15 protein-coding genes are annotated in these 12,791 nt (G+C 61.3%); 4 read left to right on the top strand and 11 right to left on the bottom strand.

The window, feature by feature from the left end:
• The 5 genes from K1W69_RS26005 to ugpB all read right to left on the bottom strand — a co-directional run.
• Positions 1–201: hypothetical protein (locus K1W69_RS26005; RefSeq protein WP_220231399.1), on the bottom strand; the 201-nt coding region annotated here is incomplete at its 3' end.
• Between the two features lie 170 nt (positions 202–371).
• Positions 372–1,424 carry a sn-glycerol-3-phosphate import ATP-binding protein UgpC gene (locus K1W69_RS26000; protein WP_220231398.1) on the bottom strand — a complete coding sequence of 351 codons (1,053 nt, stop codon included), beginning with the start codon at positions 1,422–1,424 and terminating at the stop codon, positions 372–374.
• A 5-nt stretch (positions 1,425–1,429) separates the two neighbouring features.
• Positions 1,430–2,266, bottom strand: a complete 837-nt coding sequence (ugpE, locus tag K1W69_RS25995) for a sn-glycerol-3-phosphate ABC transporter permease UgpE (RefSeq protein WP_220231414.1) — start codon at positions 2,264–2,266, stop codon at positions 1,430–1,432.
• Between the two features lie 47 nt (positions 2,267–2,313).
• A complete protein-coding gene (gene ugpA, locus K1W69_RS25990) occupies positions 2,314–3,195 on the bottom strand; it encodes a sn-glycerol-3-phosphate ABC transporter permease UgpA (protein ID WP_220231397.1) in 882 nt (293 codons plus the stop codon).
• A gap of 78 nt (positions 3,196–3,273) precedes the next feature.
• Positions 3,274–4,587, bottom strand: a complete 1,314-nt coding sequence (ugpB, locus tag K1W69_RS25985) for a sn-glycerol-3-phosphate ABC transporter substrate-binding protein UgpB (RefSeq protein ID WP_220231396.1) — start codon at positions 4,585–4,587, stop codon at positions 3,274–3,276.
• 222 nt (positions 4,588–4,809) lie between these two features.
• Here ugpB and blaOXA point away from each other — a divergent pair, with 222 nt between their 5' ends.
• Together blaOXA and K1W69_RS25975 are read left to right on the top strand one after the other, a co-directional pair.
• The gene (blaOXA, locus tag K1W69_RS25980; protein ID WP_220231395.1) at positions 4,810–5,619 is read left to right on the top strand and encodes a class D beta-lactamase; all 810 of its coding nucleotides are present in this window, start codon (positions 4,810–4,812) and stop codon (positions 5,617–5,619) included.
• A gap of 78 nt (positions 5,620–5,697) precedes the next feature.
• On the top strand, positions 5,698–6,951 hold the full coding sequence (locus K1W69_RS25975) for a cation:proton antiporter (protein ID WP_220231394.1): 1,254 nt from the start codon (positions 5,698–5,700) through the stop codon (positions 6,949–6,951).
• Here the strand turns inward: K1W69_RS25975 and K1W69_RS25970 are convergent.
• From K1W69_RS25970 to K1W69_RS25950, 5 genes are all read right to left on the bottom strand, one after another.
• Positions 6,929–7,618 (bottom strand): DUF6064 family protein, encoded by a 690-nt coding sequence (locus K1W69_RS25970; RefSeq protein WP_220231393.1) that lies wholly within the window; start codon positions 7,616–7,618, stop codon positions 6,929–6,931. The two genes, K1W69_RS25975 and K1W69_RS25970, sit on opposite strands and share 23 nt — an antisense overlap.
• Positions 7,618–8,436 carry an aldo/keto reductase gene (locus K1W69_RS25965; RefSeq protein ID WP_220231413.1) on the bottom strand — a complete coding sequence of 273 codons (819 nt, stop codon included), beginning with the start codon at positions 8,434–8,436 and terminating at the stop codon, positions 7,618–7,620. The genes K1W69_RS25970 and K1W69_RS25965 overlap by 1 nt, the downstream gene beginning before the upstream one ends.
• Before the next feature lie 183 nt (positions 8,437–8,619).
• Positions 8,620–9,570, bottom strand: a complete 951-nt coding sequence (locus K1W69_RS25960; RefSeq protein ID WP_220231392.1) for a CAP domain-containing protein — start codon at positions 9,568–9,570, stop codon at positions 8,620–8,622.
• Positions 9,571–9,609: 39 nt separating this feature from the next.
• Positions 9,610–10,101: a GNAT family N-acetyltransferase gene (locus tag K1W69_RS25955; protein ID WP_220231391.1), complete on the bottom strand. Its 492-nt coding sequence runs from the start codon at positions 10,099–10,101 to the stop codon at positions 9,610–9,612.
• A gap of 93 nt (positions 10,102–10,194) precedes the next feature.
• Entirely contained in the window at positions 10,195–11,130 is a 936-nt protein-coding gene (locus K1W69_RS25950; protein WP_220231390.1) for a LysR substrate-binding domain-containing protein, read from the bottom strand.
• A 138-nt stretch (positions 11,131–11,268) separates the two neighbouring features.
• On the opposite strand from K1W69_RS25950, the gene K1W69_RS25945 reads away from it, so the two are divergent.
• The gene (locus tag K1W69_RS25945; RefSeq protein WP_220231389.1) at positions 11,269–11,553 is read left to right on the top strand and encodes a DUF4242 domain-containing protein; all 285 of its coding nucleotides are present in this window, start codon (positions 11,269–11,271) and stop codon (positions 11,551–11,553) included.
• A gap of 21 nt (positions 11,554–11,574) precedes the next feature.
• On the top strand, positions 11,575–12,231 hold the full coding sequence (locus K1W69_RS25940) for a glutathione S-transferase family protein (RefSeq protein ID WP_220231388.1): 657 nt from the start codon (positions 11,575–11,577) through the stop codon (positions 12,229–12,231).
• A 4-nt stretch (positions 12,232–12,235) separates the two neighbouring features.
• Here K1W69_RS25940 and K1W69_RS25935 read toward each other — a convergent pair whose 3' ends face one another.
• Positions 12,236–12,727, bottom strand: a complete 492-nt coding sequence (locus tag K1W69_RS25935) for a LysM peptidoglycan-binding domain-containing protein (RefSeq protein WP_220231387.1) — start codon at positions 12,725–12,727, stop codon at positions 12,236–12,238.
• Between the last annotated feature and the right edge of the window lie 64 nt (positions 12,728–12,791).

Below are 12,791 nucleotides of genomic sequence, written 5' to 3'. Positions count from 1 at the left end.
AAATCCCGAAACAAAGCCAAATCCCGAAACAAAGCCAAATCCCGAAACAAAGCCAAATCCCGAAACAAAGCCAAATCCCGAAACAAAGCCAAATCCCGAAACAAAGCCAAATCCCGAAACAAAGCCAAATCCCGAAACAAAGCCAGTATCTTTTGAAAACAGGCCGGACTTGCGGTTCCGGGCAAGGGCAAAATCGATCAATACCCTGTTTTTAAACAGTTTTACATATCAGATCAGCAATCGGAAGGAAGATGCGCCGCGGCCGGCGGCGGAGCGGCCGGTGCAAAAACGCGGATTCCGAAACAAAGCCAGATTTTATTTTAATATAAATATTACAATAATTTAGGAGAATATATCGAATTCACGCCCGCTCAAATCCGCTTGCCCGTCTCCCGGTCGAACAGGTGGATATTCTCCGGCGCCACCGACAGCCGCACGGCCTCCGCCGATTTCGAATGAAGATGCACGCCGGGCAGGCTGGCGGTGAAGACCGTTTTCGTTTCGCCCAGAAACCCGTGCAACAGCGTGTTGGCGCCGAGCGGCTCGGCGGCCGAAACCGTCAGTGTGATCGGCCCGTCCGCGTCGGCCGTCAGGTGTTCCGGCCGCACGCCCACCATCACGTCGCCCTCATGGGCCGACGCGCAGGCAAGCGACGCGCCGTCGGCGAGCGTCGCCCGGCCGCCGGACACGCGCCCCTCCACGACGTTCATCGACGGGCTGCCGATGAACTGCGCGGCGAACAGCGTTTCCGGCCGCTCGTAGACGTCGAGCGGCGAGCCGATCTGTTCGGCCACGCCCGCGTTCATCACGATCATCCGGTCGGCCATGGTCATGGCCTCCACCTGGTCGTGCGTCACGTAAAGCGCGGTCACGCCGAGCCGCGCCTGCAGGTGCTTGATCTCGAGGCGCATCTGTACCCTCAGTTTCGCGTCGAGATTGGACAGCGGCTCGTCGAACAGGAACACCGCCGGCTCGCGCACGATCGCGCGGCCCATGGCGACGCGCTGGCGCTGGCCGCCGGAGAGTTCGCGCGGCTTGCGGTCGAGATAGGGCTCGAGCTGCAAAAGCTTGGCCGCGTCCGCCACCCGCCGGTCGATCTCGCTCTTCGCCTTGCCGGCGATCTTCAGGCTGTAGGCCATGTTCTGGCGCACGCTCATATGCGGATAGAGCGCGTAATTCTGGAACACCATGGCGATGTCGCGGTCCATCGGCTCCTTCTCGTTGACCCGCGCGCTGTCAATGCGAATCTCGCCTTCCGACACCGATTCCAGCCCCGCCACCATGCGCAGGAGCGTCGATTTTCCGCAGCCGGACGGGCCCACGATGACGATGAATTCGCCGTCCGCCACGTCCATCGAAATGCCGTGGATGACCTTCGTCGCGCCGAAGCGTTTTTTCACATTGTCGAATTCTACTGTTGCCATAGGTGCTATTTTTCGCTGTCGAGCAGGCCGCGGATGAAGAGTTGCTGCATGGAGACGACTACGATCACCGGCGGGATCATGGCCAGGATCGACGCCGCCATGATGACCGGCCAGTCCGCCGTGTCGTCGCCGGACGGGAACATCTGCTTGATGCCCATCACGATGGTGTTCATGTCCGGGTCGGTGGTGATCAGCAGCGGCCAGAGATACTGGTTCCAGCCATAGATGAAGAGGATGACGAAGAGCGCCGCGATGTTGGTGCGGCTCATCGGTAGCACGATGTCGCGGAAGAAGCGCATGGGGCTTGCGCCGTCCACCCGGGCGGCTTCGGCCAGTTCGTCCGGGATCGTCATGAAGAACTGGCGAAACAGAAAGGTCGCCGTCGCCGACGCGATCAGCGGAAAGATCAGCCCGGAATAGGAGTTCAGCATGCCGAAGCCGGCGACGACCTCGTAGGTCGGCACGATCCTGACCTCCACCGGCAGCATCAGCGTGATGAAGATCATCCAGAAGAACAGCCCGCGGCCGGGAAAACGGAAATAGACGATCGCGAAGGCCGAAAGGAGCGAAATCGCGATCTTGCCAATGGCGATGCCGAGCGCCATGACCAGCGAATTGAGCAGCATCGTCGAGACCGGCACATTGACGCCGGAGAAAAGCGCCCGCGTGTAGTTCTCGATCAGGTGCGGCCCAGGCAGGAGCGGCATTGGCGGGCGAACGATTTCCGGCTGCGTCACCGTCGAGGCGACGAAGGCGAGCCAGATCGGAAAGAAGATCACCATCACGCCCAGGATCATGAAGACATGGGTGAGCCAAAGCGCGCGGCCGCGTTTCTCCACCATGCCGGGCGGCGGTTCAACGATCGGCGCGGCCCTGACGGCTTCGGAGGTCAATAGTGAACCCTCCGCTCGACATATTTGAACTGCAGCACCGTCAGCGCCCCGACGACGAGTAGGAGGACCACCGATTGCGCGGCCGAGGATCCCAGATCCTGGCCGACGAAGCCGTCCGCATAGACCTTGTAGACGAGGATCGTCGTCGCCTGCTGCGGCCCGCCGCCGGTGATCGTGTGGATCACGCCGAAGGTCTCGAAGAAGGCGTAGACAATATTGACCACCAGCAGGAAGAAGGTGGTCGGCGAAATCAGCGGCAGCACGATCGTGAAGAATCGCCGCCAGAAATGCGCGCCGTCGATCGCCGCCGCCTCGATCACCGAGCGCGGCACGGATTGAAGCGCGGCGAAGAAGAACAGGAAATTGTAGCTGATGCGGCCCCAGGAGGAGGCGAGCACCACCAGCCCCATCGCCTCGGTCTGGTTGAGCACGTGGTTCCAGTCATAGCCGAGCTGGCTGAGATACCAGGAAACGACGCCGACGCGCGTGTTGAACATGAAGAGCCACAGCACGCCGGCCACCGCCGGCGCCACCGCGTAGGGCCAGATCAGAAGCGTGCGATAGGTCGTCGCGCCCTTGACCAGCCGGTCGGCGAGCACGGCGAGAAACAGCGCCGGAACCATCGAGACCAGCGTCACCAGCGTCGAGAAGATCGCGGTGGTGACAAAGGAGGCGCGATAATATTTGTCGGAGAAGAGAAATTCGAAATTGCCGAGACCGACGAATTGCGCCGACAGGCCGAACGGGTCCGGTATGAACAGCGATTGCCAGATCGCCTCGCCCGCCGGATAGAAAAAGAACACGGCGGAGATCAGGACTTGCGGGAAGATCAGGATGAGCGGCAGCGTCCATCCCTTGAAGGTCACCCGCTTTTCCATCGCCTCGTCGTCCCCCGATCCGGTCCGGTCAGTATCCGGCGGCGGATGATCGCCGCCGCCGGAAACATGTATGCTTTATCAGTTGTTGGCCTGCTGGAAACGACGAAGCAGCACGTTCCCGCGCTCGACGGCGCTGTCGAGAGCAGCCTGGGCGTCCTTGTCGCCCGACCATACGCCTTCCAGTTCCTCGTCGATGATGCCGCGGATCTGGTCGAAGGAGCCGAGACGCAGGCCCTTCGAATTGGCGGTCGGCTCATTCGCCGTCATCTGGATCACCGCGATGTCGGTGCCCGGATTGGCGTCGTAGAAACCGTCGGCCCTGGTCTTCTCGCCGGCGGCCTTGGTGATCGGCAGATAGCCGGTGTCCTGGTGCCACTTGGCCTGGATGTCGGTGGACGACAGGAAGTTCAGGAAAGCGGCGACGGCTTCGTACTCCGCCGGATCCTGGCCTTCCATCACCCACAGCGACGCGCCGCCGATGATCGTGTTCTGCGGCGCGCCTTCGGCGGCCGACCAGTAGGGCAGCGGGCGAACGGCGAAGTCGAATTCGGCTTCGGACTTGATGCCCGCATAGCCGGCCGAGCTTTCGGTGAACAGCGCGCAGCCGCCGGAACGGAAGTCAGCGCCGCCTTCGTTGCGGCGGCCCTTGTAGACGAACTTGCCGTCCTTGGCCCAGTCGCCCATCGTCTGGATGTGCTTGACCTGCAACGGGCTGTTGAACGTCAGCTCCGTGTCGAGGCCGGCGAAGCCGTTGTCCTTCGTGGCGAAGGGAACGTTGTGATAGGCCGACAGGTTTTCGAGATGAATCCAGCTCTGCCACGCCGTCGTCAGCGGGCACTCGTGGCCGGCCGCCTTCAGCTTGTCCAGCACGTCGCCGACCTTCTCCCAGGTGGAGAGATCGACGTCGGGGTCGATGCCGGCTTCCTTCAGCGCGTCCTTGTTGACCCAGAGAACAGGCGTCGAGGAGTTGAACGGCAGCGACAGCATCTCGCCGTCGGTCGTGGTGTAGTAGCCTTTCACCGCGCCGATATAGGCGTCCGGATCGAAATCGGCGCCGGCTTCCGCCATGACTTCGTAGACCGGCTTGACCGCGCCCTTGGCGCCCATCATCGTCGCCGTGCCGACCTCGAAAACCATCAGGATGTCGGGCTGCTCACCGGCGCGGAAGGCGGCGATGCCGGCGTTCAGCGTTTCGGAATAGTTGCCCTTGTGCGAGGCGACGACCACGTAATCGTCCTGGCTGTTGTTGAAGGTCTCGACCTGTTCGGCCACCAGTTCTCCGAGGCGTCCGGTAAAGGCGTGCCAGAATTCGATTTCGGTGGCCGCCATGGCGGGCATCGGCAACGCGGCGGCGGAGCTCGCAAGCATCGCCGACAGGATCAGTTTCTTCATAGGAATTCTCCCTGTTGTATCACGAACCTATTTCGCAAGGTCCGCTCCTCCTACGTCGGAAAAACTACAGTTCGGTGACAGTAGTCACAAGGTCTTGTTTTTATTTCCTGCGAAACTCCACTACAGCGGGCAGTATTTCCGGTTTTCGCAACTTTCGGCGGGAAGATTGACGCCCGACGCAGAATCTCCGATGGTCCGACCCGCCAAGGAAGGAGAAACTTCATGGTGCGTCCTGCCCTGTTAAGCCTTGCCCTGTTTCTTAGCGCTGTCGCGCCAGGCCAGGCTCAAACTCGCACGATCTGCACCCTCGTGGTGGAGGTGGCCAGCGGCGCCGAACTGGCGCGCGAGGGCGATTGCGCGGGCCGAATGTCGCCGGCCTCGACCTTCAAGATCGCCATCGCCCTGATGGGCTTCGACAGCGGCGTCCTGAAGTCGCCGGAAGAGCCGGAGCTCCCCTTCCAAAAAGGCTATGTCGACTGGCGGCCGGAGTGGCGCGAGCCCGCGACGCCCGCCCGCTGGATGCAGTATTCCGTCGTCTGGTATTCGCAGAAGATCACAGAAAGCCTGGGCCCGGAGCGCTTCCAGTCCTATGTCGACGCCTTCGACTACGGCAATCGCGATCTGTCCGGCGATCCGAGCAAGGACAATGGCCTGACGCACGCCTGGCTCAGCTCCTCGCTGCAGATCGCGCCGGACGGACAGGTCGCCTTCCTGCGCAAGCTCGTCGGCGGGCGGCTGCCGGTAAAGGCGTCCGCCGTGGAAAACACCGCCGCGATCATGGATCACGGCGCACAACAGGGCGGCTGGCGGCTCTGGGGCAAGACCGGCGCCGGCCTGCCGCGTGGGACTGACGGCAATGTCGTCCGGGGAACGCCCTTCGGCTGGTTCGTTGGCTGGGCGTCGCGCGACGGACGAACGGTGGCGTTCGCCCGGCTGATCCAGGACAGCGCGCGGCAGAAGACGCCTCCCGGCTTCCGCGCCCGCGATACGCTGATCGCCGACCTGTTCACGCCGGGCGGCCTGCTCGACTGATCCGCAACCATTTCAGGCCAGGCGCGTTTATAAAGGGGGAATGGGCGCACGATCCCCACATACGCACAGAATGGTCGCATGCAGAATCACGAATTTTTCGCCCTTGAACCCTATCACCTCGCGCTGGCCGTCATCGGCGTCATCGTCATCCTGGCGCGCTGGCTCCCCCGGCTTGTCTCGAAACGCGAACCGGCCGCCGCCCCGCTGATGATCCTTTTGGGCGCGGCTGCAAGCCTGCTCATTCCCGGTTTGCCTTCGCTGCCCGACCCGCGTCAGACGCCGCTTCCGTGGGAACTGGTCAGTGAGCTGACAGTCATCATCGCGCTGTTCGGCGCCGGCTTGCGCATCGACAGGATCGGCGCGTGGCGGAAATGGATGCCAACCTTCCGAATGCTGGCGATCGCCATGCCGCTCACCATATTCGCCGTCGCCTTTCTCGGCGTCGGCTTTGTGGGCCTGACCGCGGCAGGCGCGATCCTGCTCGGCGCGGTGCTCGCCCCCACGGATCCGGTGCTTGCCTCGGATGTGCAGGTTGGCCCGCCGCATGAGGGCGCCGAACATCCGGTGCGTTTCACGCTGACCACCGAGGCCGGCCTCAATGACGGGCTCGCCTTTCCCTTCGTCTATCTCGGACTGATTGTCGCCGCCGCCGGCCTCCAGCCGACCGCCTGGGGGCTGGAGTGGCTCGCCATCGACGTCGTCTACCGGATCGCCGTCGGCGTCGGAATGGGCTGGCTCGGCGCGAAGGCGCTCGGCTACATCCTCTTTGTCGTGCCGCGCGGGTCGATCCTCGCTGAAACCGGGTCCGGAGTGATCGCCCTCGCCGGCGTGCTGTTGTGCTACGGGTCCACCGAGATGATCGAGGGCTACGGCTTCATCGCAGTCGCCATTCTGGGTCTGACCCTGCGGCGCATCGAGGAAGACCACCACTTCCATCGGCGCCTGCACGACTTTTCCGAATCGATCGAGCACGCGCTCACAGCCCTGCTGCTGATCGCGCTCGGCAGCGTCCTGCCGCTGCTGTTCGCCGATCTCACCTGGACGCAGGTCGCCGTCGCTGTCGTGCTGCTTGTGATCATCCGCCCGCTGTCAGGCTGGATCGGACTTCTTGGAACCGACCTTCCCCGCCGCGACCGGTGGGTGATCTCGGTCTACGGCGTGCGCGGCATCGGCTCGATCTACTATCTGTGCTACGCCGGAAAGAACATGGAGTTTGTCAACGAGAACTCGCTCTGGGCGCTGGTCGGACTGGTGATCTTGCTGTCCACCATCATGCACGGTTTCTCCGTCGGCTGGGCGATGGATTCGCTCAAGGAGAAGAAGCAGCGCTAGTTCTGCGCAAACCTCTGACCACGGCAAGGATGAGAACAACCGGCAGCGCCGCCGCCAAGACCCGCGATGACGGCAGGTCGAGCGTCCAGAGCATGGCCGCCGAAAGGGCGCACCAGAGGGTTGGCGCAATCATCAGGAGCCAGCGCAGCCGCGTGCCTGAAAAGGCGAGAATGGCGAGCGTGCCGAGCGCCGTGGGATCCGGCGTCATGAGAAAAAATTCAGCCGCGGCAATCGGGCTGCCCGTCAGGGGCGCAATCAACGGATAGAAAAAAAGAGGCAGTGCGATCACCGCCAACGCAAGAGAGCTCATGCTGGCGGACGGTAATTGCACCGCGACGCCGCGCTTGCGCAGGGCAAGGACCAGAAAGGCGGCTCCCTCCAGGGCGAAAGCGATCGCCGCGTATTCGGCAAGCAGGTTGATCTCGGCGTAGCGGCGCCACAGGAAGCTCCAGGCGACCCACAGCCATCCGAGACCGAGGATCACCGGAACTATGCGGTTCGCCAGTGTCGGGCGTCGAAGGCAAATCCAGATCATAGTCACGGCGAGACAGAGTGCAAGAATCTGCAGGCCGGCGAACTCCCTGTTGTAAAGTTCGATTTGCCGTTCGTAGACGCGGGCCGAAAACATGACGAAATCGGACAGGCGATAGCTCAGCCATTCATTCATCAGACGCTTCGAATGTGATCGGCGATCCGTTGGCGCATGGCTTCATCGGGAAGCGGATCGCTGGCGGCGCGCACGTTCTCTTGCACATGGTCGATCCGCGTCGTCGCCGGAATGGCGCAGGTCACGGCGGAATGGGAAAGGATGTATTTCAGAATGATCTGCGCCCAGCTCGACGCGCCGATGTCCGTCGCCCAGTCCGGCAGAGGCTCACGGGCGAGATGATCCGCCAGCGACCCGCCGCGAAAAGGTCGATTGACGAGCACTGCGATGCCGCGTTCGCGCGCCATAGGCAGCAGCCGCTCTTCGGCCTCCCGGTCAACCGGATTGTAGGTCAGTTGCACGAAATCGATCGGTTGGCTTCCCATGATCGCTTCCATCTCGCCGTGCCGCCGTCCGTGAGAGGTGGTAATGCCGACATGGAGCAGCGAGCCGGCCTGTTTCATCGCGAAAAGCGTTTCGAGGTGAGGCTCCCACGCTAGCAAGTTGTGCACCTGCGCGAGATCGAAATCGGGAACGCCCCACCGCGAGCGCGACAGCTCCAATTGCGAAGCGCCGGCGTCGCTGTCGCGGGTCCAGACCTTGTCTGCGGCGAAAACGTCGTCTGACCGATTCAACTTCTCAAGCCCGTAACCGATCGTCGCCTGAGACGAACCGTACATGGGGGAGCTGTCGATGACCGTTCCGCCGGCGGCAAAGAAGGCTTCCATGACATCGGCGCAGGAAGCGAGCAGTACGGGATCGTCGCCCACGTTGAAGGTTATCCAAGAGCCCAGGCCGACTGCAGGAATCCTGACGTCGCTTGAGGGAATGCTCCGCATCAGCGGACCGGACGTCTCCTGTGCGCCGACTCGAAGCGGTCCCAAAGCGGCGGCTCCCGCCGCTACGCCAAGTTTGAGCAAATCGCGTCTGTTGGTCTTCAAGGGTTGCCTCCTTCGCGACGACTTCACCAGTCACATAGTGCATCTTGGCTCCAGTCCAACATTGGCTGTCGCGCCGGAAAGTCAGCGGAACTTCTGTCCAAGCACGGCAACGGCAATTTTCCGGCCGTCGCCGTCCACTCTCATGGCAAATCCAAGGTGGGTCGCGCCTTCGTCGAGAACTGTGCGGCCATCCTGGGGGTCGTCGCTCCATTGACCAACGAAATATCGGATATCGGCGGCAGTCGGCCTGCTGCCGCAGCCCCCGCAGGCGCCAGCCATGATAGAAAGGCTGCTCCAGTCTTCAGCCTGCCCGTGGGGCAGCAGATCAAACAGATTGTCGGGACGATCGATCAGGCTTTTTCCCAGATCGCCCTCCGGCAGCAACTGCCGGGCGACGTCCGCAAGCGCTTCGCTGGCTTCAACGGTTTCCACGTCCGCGCGTTGCCGGGCCCGGTTGACACTGCGCTCTGCTTGCTGCAGCTGTTCGCCAGGCGCGAGCGCGACCGCCTCCTCGCCGGGACCGAGCCCACGCGGTTCACCCGCGCCGGCAAATGTCTGGACCGCGAATATCCGGCCGTCGCTGCCGGCGATTCCAAATCCGAAACTGTCGAGACCGGCCTTCAGGATATTTTCACGGTGGCCGGGACTGTCCATCCAGCCTTTTTGAAACGCCACGACCCGATCTACGGTCGGCGGCGTGTCGCAGCCTGAACAGGTGGCGATGTTTTCGGCCACCAGCTTCCAGCGGCTTCCGCCCCGGTCGCGAAAACGATCACTCACCGTGTCGCCTTCCGGCGAGCTGTGCGAATAGTAATCCCGCTCCATCATGTCTTCGGCATGGCTTTGCGCCGCCTTGTCAAGCAGAGTGCTTCGCTGCAGCACCGTCAGCTCCTGCTTTTCCCGGGCTTCATTGACGAGAGCGAGCGCGCGTTCGCGCAATACTTCCAGATCCGCCGCTCCAACCATCGATACCGGCGAAGTCATGAATACTGCCAGAAGCACCAGCAAGGCTGAAATGCGGTTTCTCGACATCGGAACCTCTCAAACACCAACGGATACAGGTCGCAACGCTTATTGATTCAGCTTTGTTCCGTCCCGGCGCATCACCACCATCGACCTCGGGCGCCGAAGGCTGAAAAGCCGTGACAGGCCGCCGCCGATCTGCCCGAGCCAGAAATGCCGTCGCAACGCGCCCGGCGCCTGTGAGACATTGATTGTCTCGAAACCAAAACGCCTGAAACGCAACGCTCGCTTGGCGGCGGTGACCAGGTGCACCGGACCGGTTTCGCCTGCAAGCAGCGTGTCGATCATCGCCTCCGCGACGCCGCGATTGCGCCAGCCTGGCGTCACCACAAGCGATCCGAGTTCGCGCGAGCCGTCGCGATGATTGCGGATCTGCGCCGCGCCGACAATCCTGTCGCCCGCCTCGGCGACAACGAAGGTTCGCCAGCCAAGCCCATAGGGAAACAGCCGTTCCGACCGCACCAGGGAGCTTATCGCGGGCTGGTCCGCATCGACCGCAATACGGACGTCCCAGTTGCCCTTTCCCGGTGATCCCGTCATGCTAAATCCCCATCTCCGGTGGATCAGGCTCGCCTCAGCCGCGCGCTACGATATGGCCGCGAGCCCGGTTTCCGAAGCTCCTGGAAAGTGCTGTTATCCTCGCAGCAACTCCGTAACGCAATCATTGAATGAATGCGCAAGACCGGTGATCCAGTCACGAAAACTCCTTTGCAGGGCGCCAAGATTTCGGTCTTTCAGCCACAGCAGTCGATACCGGTATTCCGTCGTCATGCGCTTGTCCGGGCCGAAGGGCATGATCAACTGCCCGCTCACGACTGAATCATAGGCTTCCGTAATTCCGCAAAGGACCAATCCCTGCCCCGAAACAGCGGCCTGAAGTCCGGAACTGATCCGGGAGTAGCGTACACCACTGGATATATCTCCCGGATCAACGCCAAATGCCAAGCGCCAGCTCTGCCAATCCGGCCATTGCGGATCGGGCGTGCGATTGTCGAGATGGACCAGTGGCACGCCATCAAGAGTGCTGTTCGATTCCGAGAGACCATATTTTTCAGCAAGCCCCGGCGTGCAGAGGGGAAGCACATGGTCTCCGAACAAATCGACGCAAGCGAACTCGTCTTCCGGCGGCGGACTGTAGCGAATAGCAAAATCGAATCCTTCGGCGACGAGATCCACGCGTCGATTGGAGGCGTTGAGACGCAGGTCAACCTCCGAGTTAAGACGGTAGAATTCCGAAATCCGCTTGGTGAACCAGTTTTCGGCAAAGGACTCGGGCAACGTTATCCCAATCCGGTTGGACGAATGAACGTCTCTCAGCTCCTCGAGCACCTCGTGAACCATCCAAAAACCGTAGGTCAGCCTGTTTCTCAGGCGAAGCGCCTGATCCGTCGGATGCACGCCGCCGGGAGACCGAATGAAGAGGTTTCTTCCGACGAAAGCCTCCAGCCCCCTGATCTGCTGCCCGATTGCCGCAGTGGTTACACCCAGTTCCTCCGCAGCAGTGCGAAAGCCGCCCGTGCGCAACACCGCCTCCAGAGCGCGCAGAGCATTCAGATGCGATAACTTCATGCGCCAACACTAAACTTTTTCTTTCTCAGGCTAAAGAATAAATGAGCTGCAGAGGCGAATATTGCCTGAAACAATGGGCTTTGTTGATTGGTGCGATTGAATCACCAAAAGAAAAACTTTGCAGGAACGAGGCAGAAGATGAAAAAATTCGTCATTGAACGCGACATCCCGGCTGTGGGCAGCATGGACAGATCTGAACTCGGAGCGGCGGCGCAAAAATCGAACGAAGCCCTTGCGGAACTGAGCCCCGACATTCAGTGGCAGCATTCCTATGTGGCGGGCGACAAGACCTTCTGCATCTATCTGGCGAAGGACGAGGACGCCATTCACCGCCACGCGGAACTGAGTGGATTTCCGGCAACGCACATTACCGAGATCACGTCCGTAATCGATCCCGCGACTTCGCGATATCGACCCACATAACCAAACTTCGGGTAGAAACGAATGTACACGCTTTACTGGGAAAAGATGTCAGGCGCGATCGGCCCGCAAGTTCTGCTCGACGAAATTGGTGCGAACTATGATCGCATCCATGTGGATATGGCGGCGGGGGCGCATCGGAATCGTGAATACCGTTCGATCAACCCCGTCGCCCGCGTACCGGCCTTGAAACTGCCCGACGGCGAAGTGGTCGGTGAAACAGCGGCAATCACCATTGTGCTCGGCGAGCGGCATCCCGACAGCCGTCTCGTGCCAGCGGCGACCGATACCGACAGATCGCGCTTTCTGTTCTGGCTCATGGTCATGGCGACGAGCGGGTATCCGGTTTTCTCCAGAGCCTGGCATCCCGAGCAATTCACGTCGGACGACAGCGCGAACGAAACAGTGCGTCAGACGGCCGAACAGCAGTTGCAGGAGTTCTTTTCAACCATAGAAAACGCGATCGAGGGCGAGCCCTATTTTCTTCGCAGAGGATTTACGGCGCTCGACATATACCTGACCATGCTCACCGAATGGGCTTCCGACAAGTCGGAACTGTTCGCATCCAATCCCCGATTGTCGGACCTGTGCGCATCGGTAGGCGATCGCCCGTCGTATTCACGCGTCATCAGACAACACCTGAGCGGCGAAGACGCCTGCGGAAATCCGCAGGAAGGTTGAATCGTCACGTGTCGTTGCGCGGCACGCGCAGCACCTGTCCAACGAAGATCAGGTCAGGATCGCTGATGAGGTGCTGGTTCGCCTCGACGATCGGCTGAAAATCGTCATTTCCATATTCCGCCCTTGCGATCTTCGTCAGTGTGTCGCCGGATTTGACGGTGTAGTTGCGATAGCCGGTGTAACCGGGGACGATCTTCGGACCGAAGAGAACGGGTACGATGACCGACGGCCCGTTTTCATTGCCGGTGTCGTCGGCGAGCGTCAGGAACAGCCGCGAGAGCTGGAAGCCGGGATTGTCAGGGATCGTGATTTCGCCCTGGAACTGGCGCAGAGCCAGCGAGCCCACATTGGTGAAGGAAGAATATTCGTCATGGCCTTCGCTGACGCGAATTGTCAGCGTACCCTCGAACGCCACGGCGTTCCCGGAAATCAGGATGGTGCTCCCTACGAGATCGAAAGGTTGTGGTTGCTGAATATCGAGATTGCCGGATGTCATGACGCCCCCTCGCATGCATAGATTGCGCGTTGAAAGGATACGCCCTTTGATTGCAGGTCGCCAA

This window comes from Flavimaribacter sediminis (assembly GCF_019492055.1).
Taxonomy (GTDB): domain Bacteria; phylum Pseudomonadota; class Alphaproteobacteria; order Rhizobiales; family Rhizobiaceae; genus Flavimaribacter; species Flavimaribacter sediminis.
The sequence above is the reverse complement of the archived record's forward strand: the minus strand, read 5'-3'. Positions and strand labels throughout refer to the sequence as shown.

What these genes read in the sequence shown, in the direction of transcription:
- K1W69_RS26000 (WP_220231398.1), bottom strand. Translation starts at nt 1,424, where the DNA reads ATGGCAACAGTAGAATTCGACAATGTGAAAAAACGCTTCGGCGCGACG.
- ugpE (WP_220231414.1), bottom strand. Translation starts at nt 2,266, where the DNA reads ATGGTGGAGAAACGCGGCCGCGCGCTTTGGCTCACCCATGTCTTCATG.
- ugpA (WP_220231397.1), bottom strand. Translation starts at nt 3,195, where the DNA reads ATGGAAAAGCGGGTGACCTTCAAGGGATGGACGCTGCCGCTCATCCTG.
- ugpB (WP_220231396.1), bottom strand. Translation starts at nt 4,587, where the DNA reads ATGAAGAAACTGATCCTGTCGGCGATGCTTGCGAGCTCCGCCGCCGCG.
- blaOXA (WP_220231395.1), top strand. Translation starts at nt 4,810, where the DNA reads ATGGTGCGTCCTGCCCTGTTAAGCCTTGCCCTGTTTCTTAGCGCTGTC.
- K1W69_RS25975 (WP_220231394.1), top strand. Translation starts at nt 5,698, where the DNA reads ATGCAGAATCACGAATTTTTCGCCCTTGAACCCTATCACCTCGCGCTG.
- K1W69_RS25970 (WP_220231393.1), bottom strand. Translation starts at nt 7,618, where the DNA reads ATGAATGAATGGCTGAGCTATCGCCTGTCCGATTTCGTCATGTTTTCG.
- K1W69_RS25965 (WP_220231413.1), bottom strand. Translation starts at nt 8,436, where the DNA reads ATGCGGAGCATTCCCTCAAGCGACGTCAGGATTCCTGCAGTCGGCCTG.
- K1W69_RS25960 (WP_220231392.1), bottom strand. Translation starts at nt 9,570, where the DNA reads ATGTCGAGAAACCGCATTTCAGCCTTGCTGGTGCTTCTGGCAGTATTC.
- K1W69_RS25955 (WP_220231391.1), bottom strand. Translation starts at nt 10,101, where the DNA reads ATGACGGGATCACCGGGAAAGGGCAACTGGGACGTCCGTATTGCGGTC.
- K1W69_RS25950 (WP_220231390.1), bottom strand. Translation starts at nt 11,130, where the DNA reads ATGAAGTTATCGCATCTGAATGCTCTGCGCGCTCTGGAGGCGGTGTTG.
- K1W69_RS25945 (WP_220231389.1), top strand. Translation starts at nt 11,269, where the DNA reads ATGAAAAAATTCGTCATTGAACGCGACATCCCGGCTGTGGGCAGCATG.
- K1W69_RS25940 (WP_220231388.1), top strand. Translation starts at nt 11,575, where the DNA reads ATGTACACGCTTTACTGGGAAAAGATGTCAGGCGCGATCGGCCCGCAA.
- K1W69_RS25935 (WP_220231387.1), bottom strand. Translation starts at nt 12,727, where the DNA reads ATGACATCCGGCAATCTCGATATTCAGCAACCACAACCTTTCGATCTC.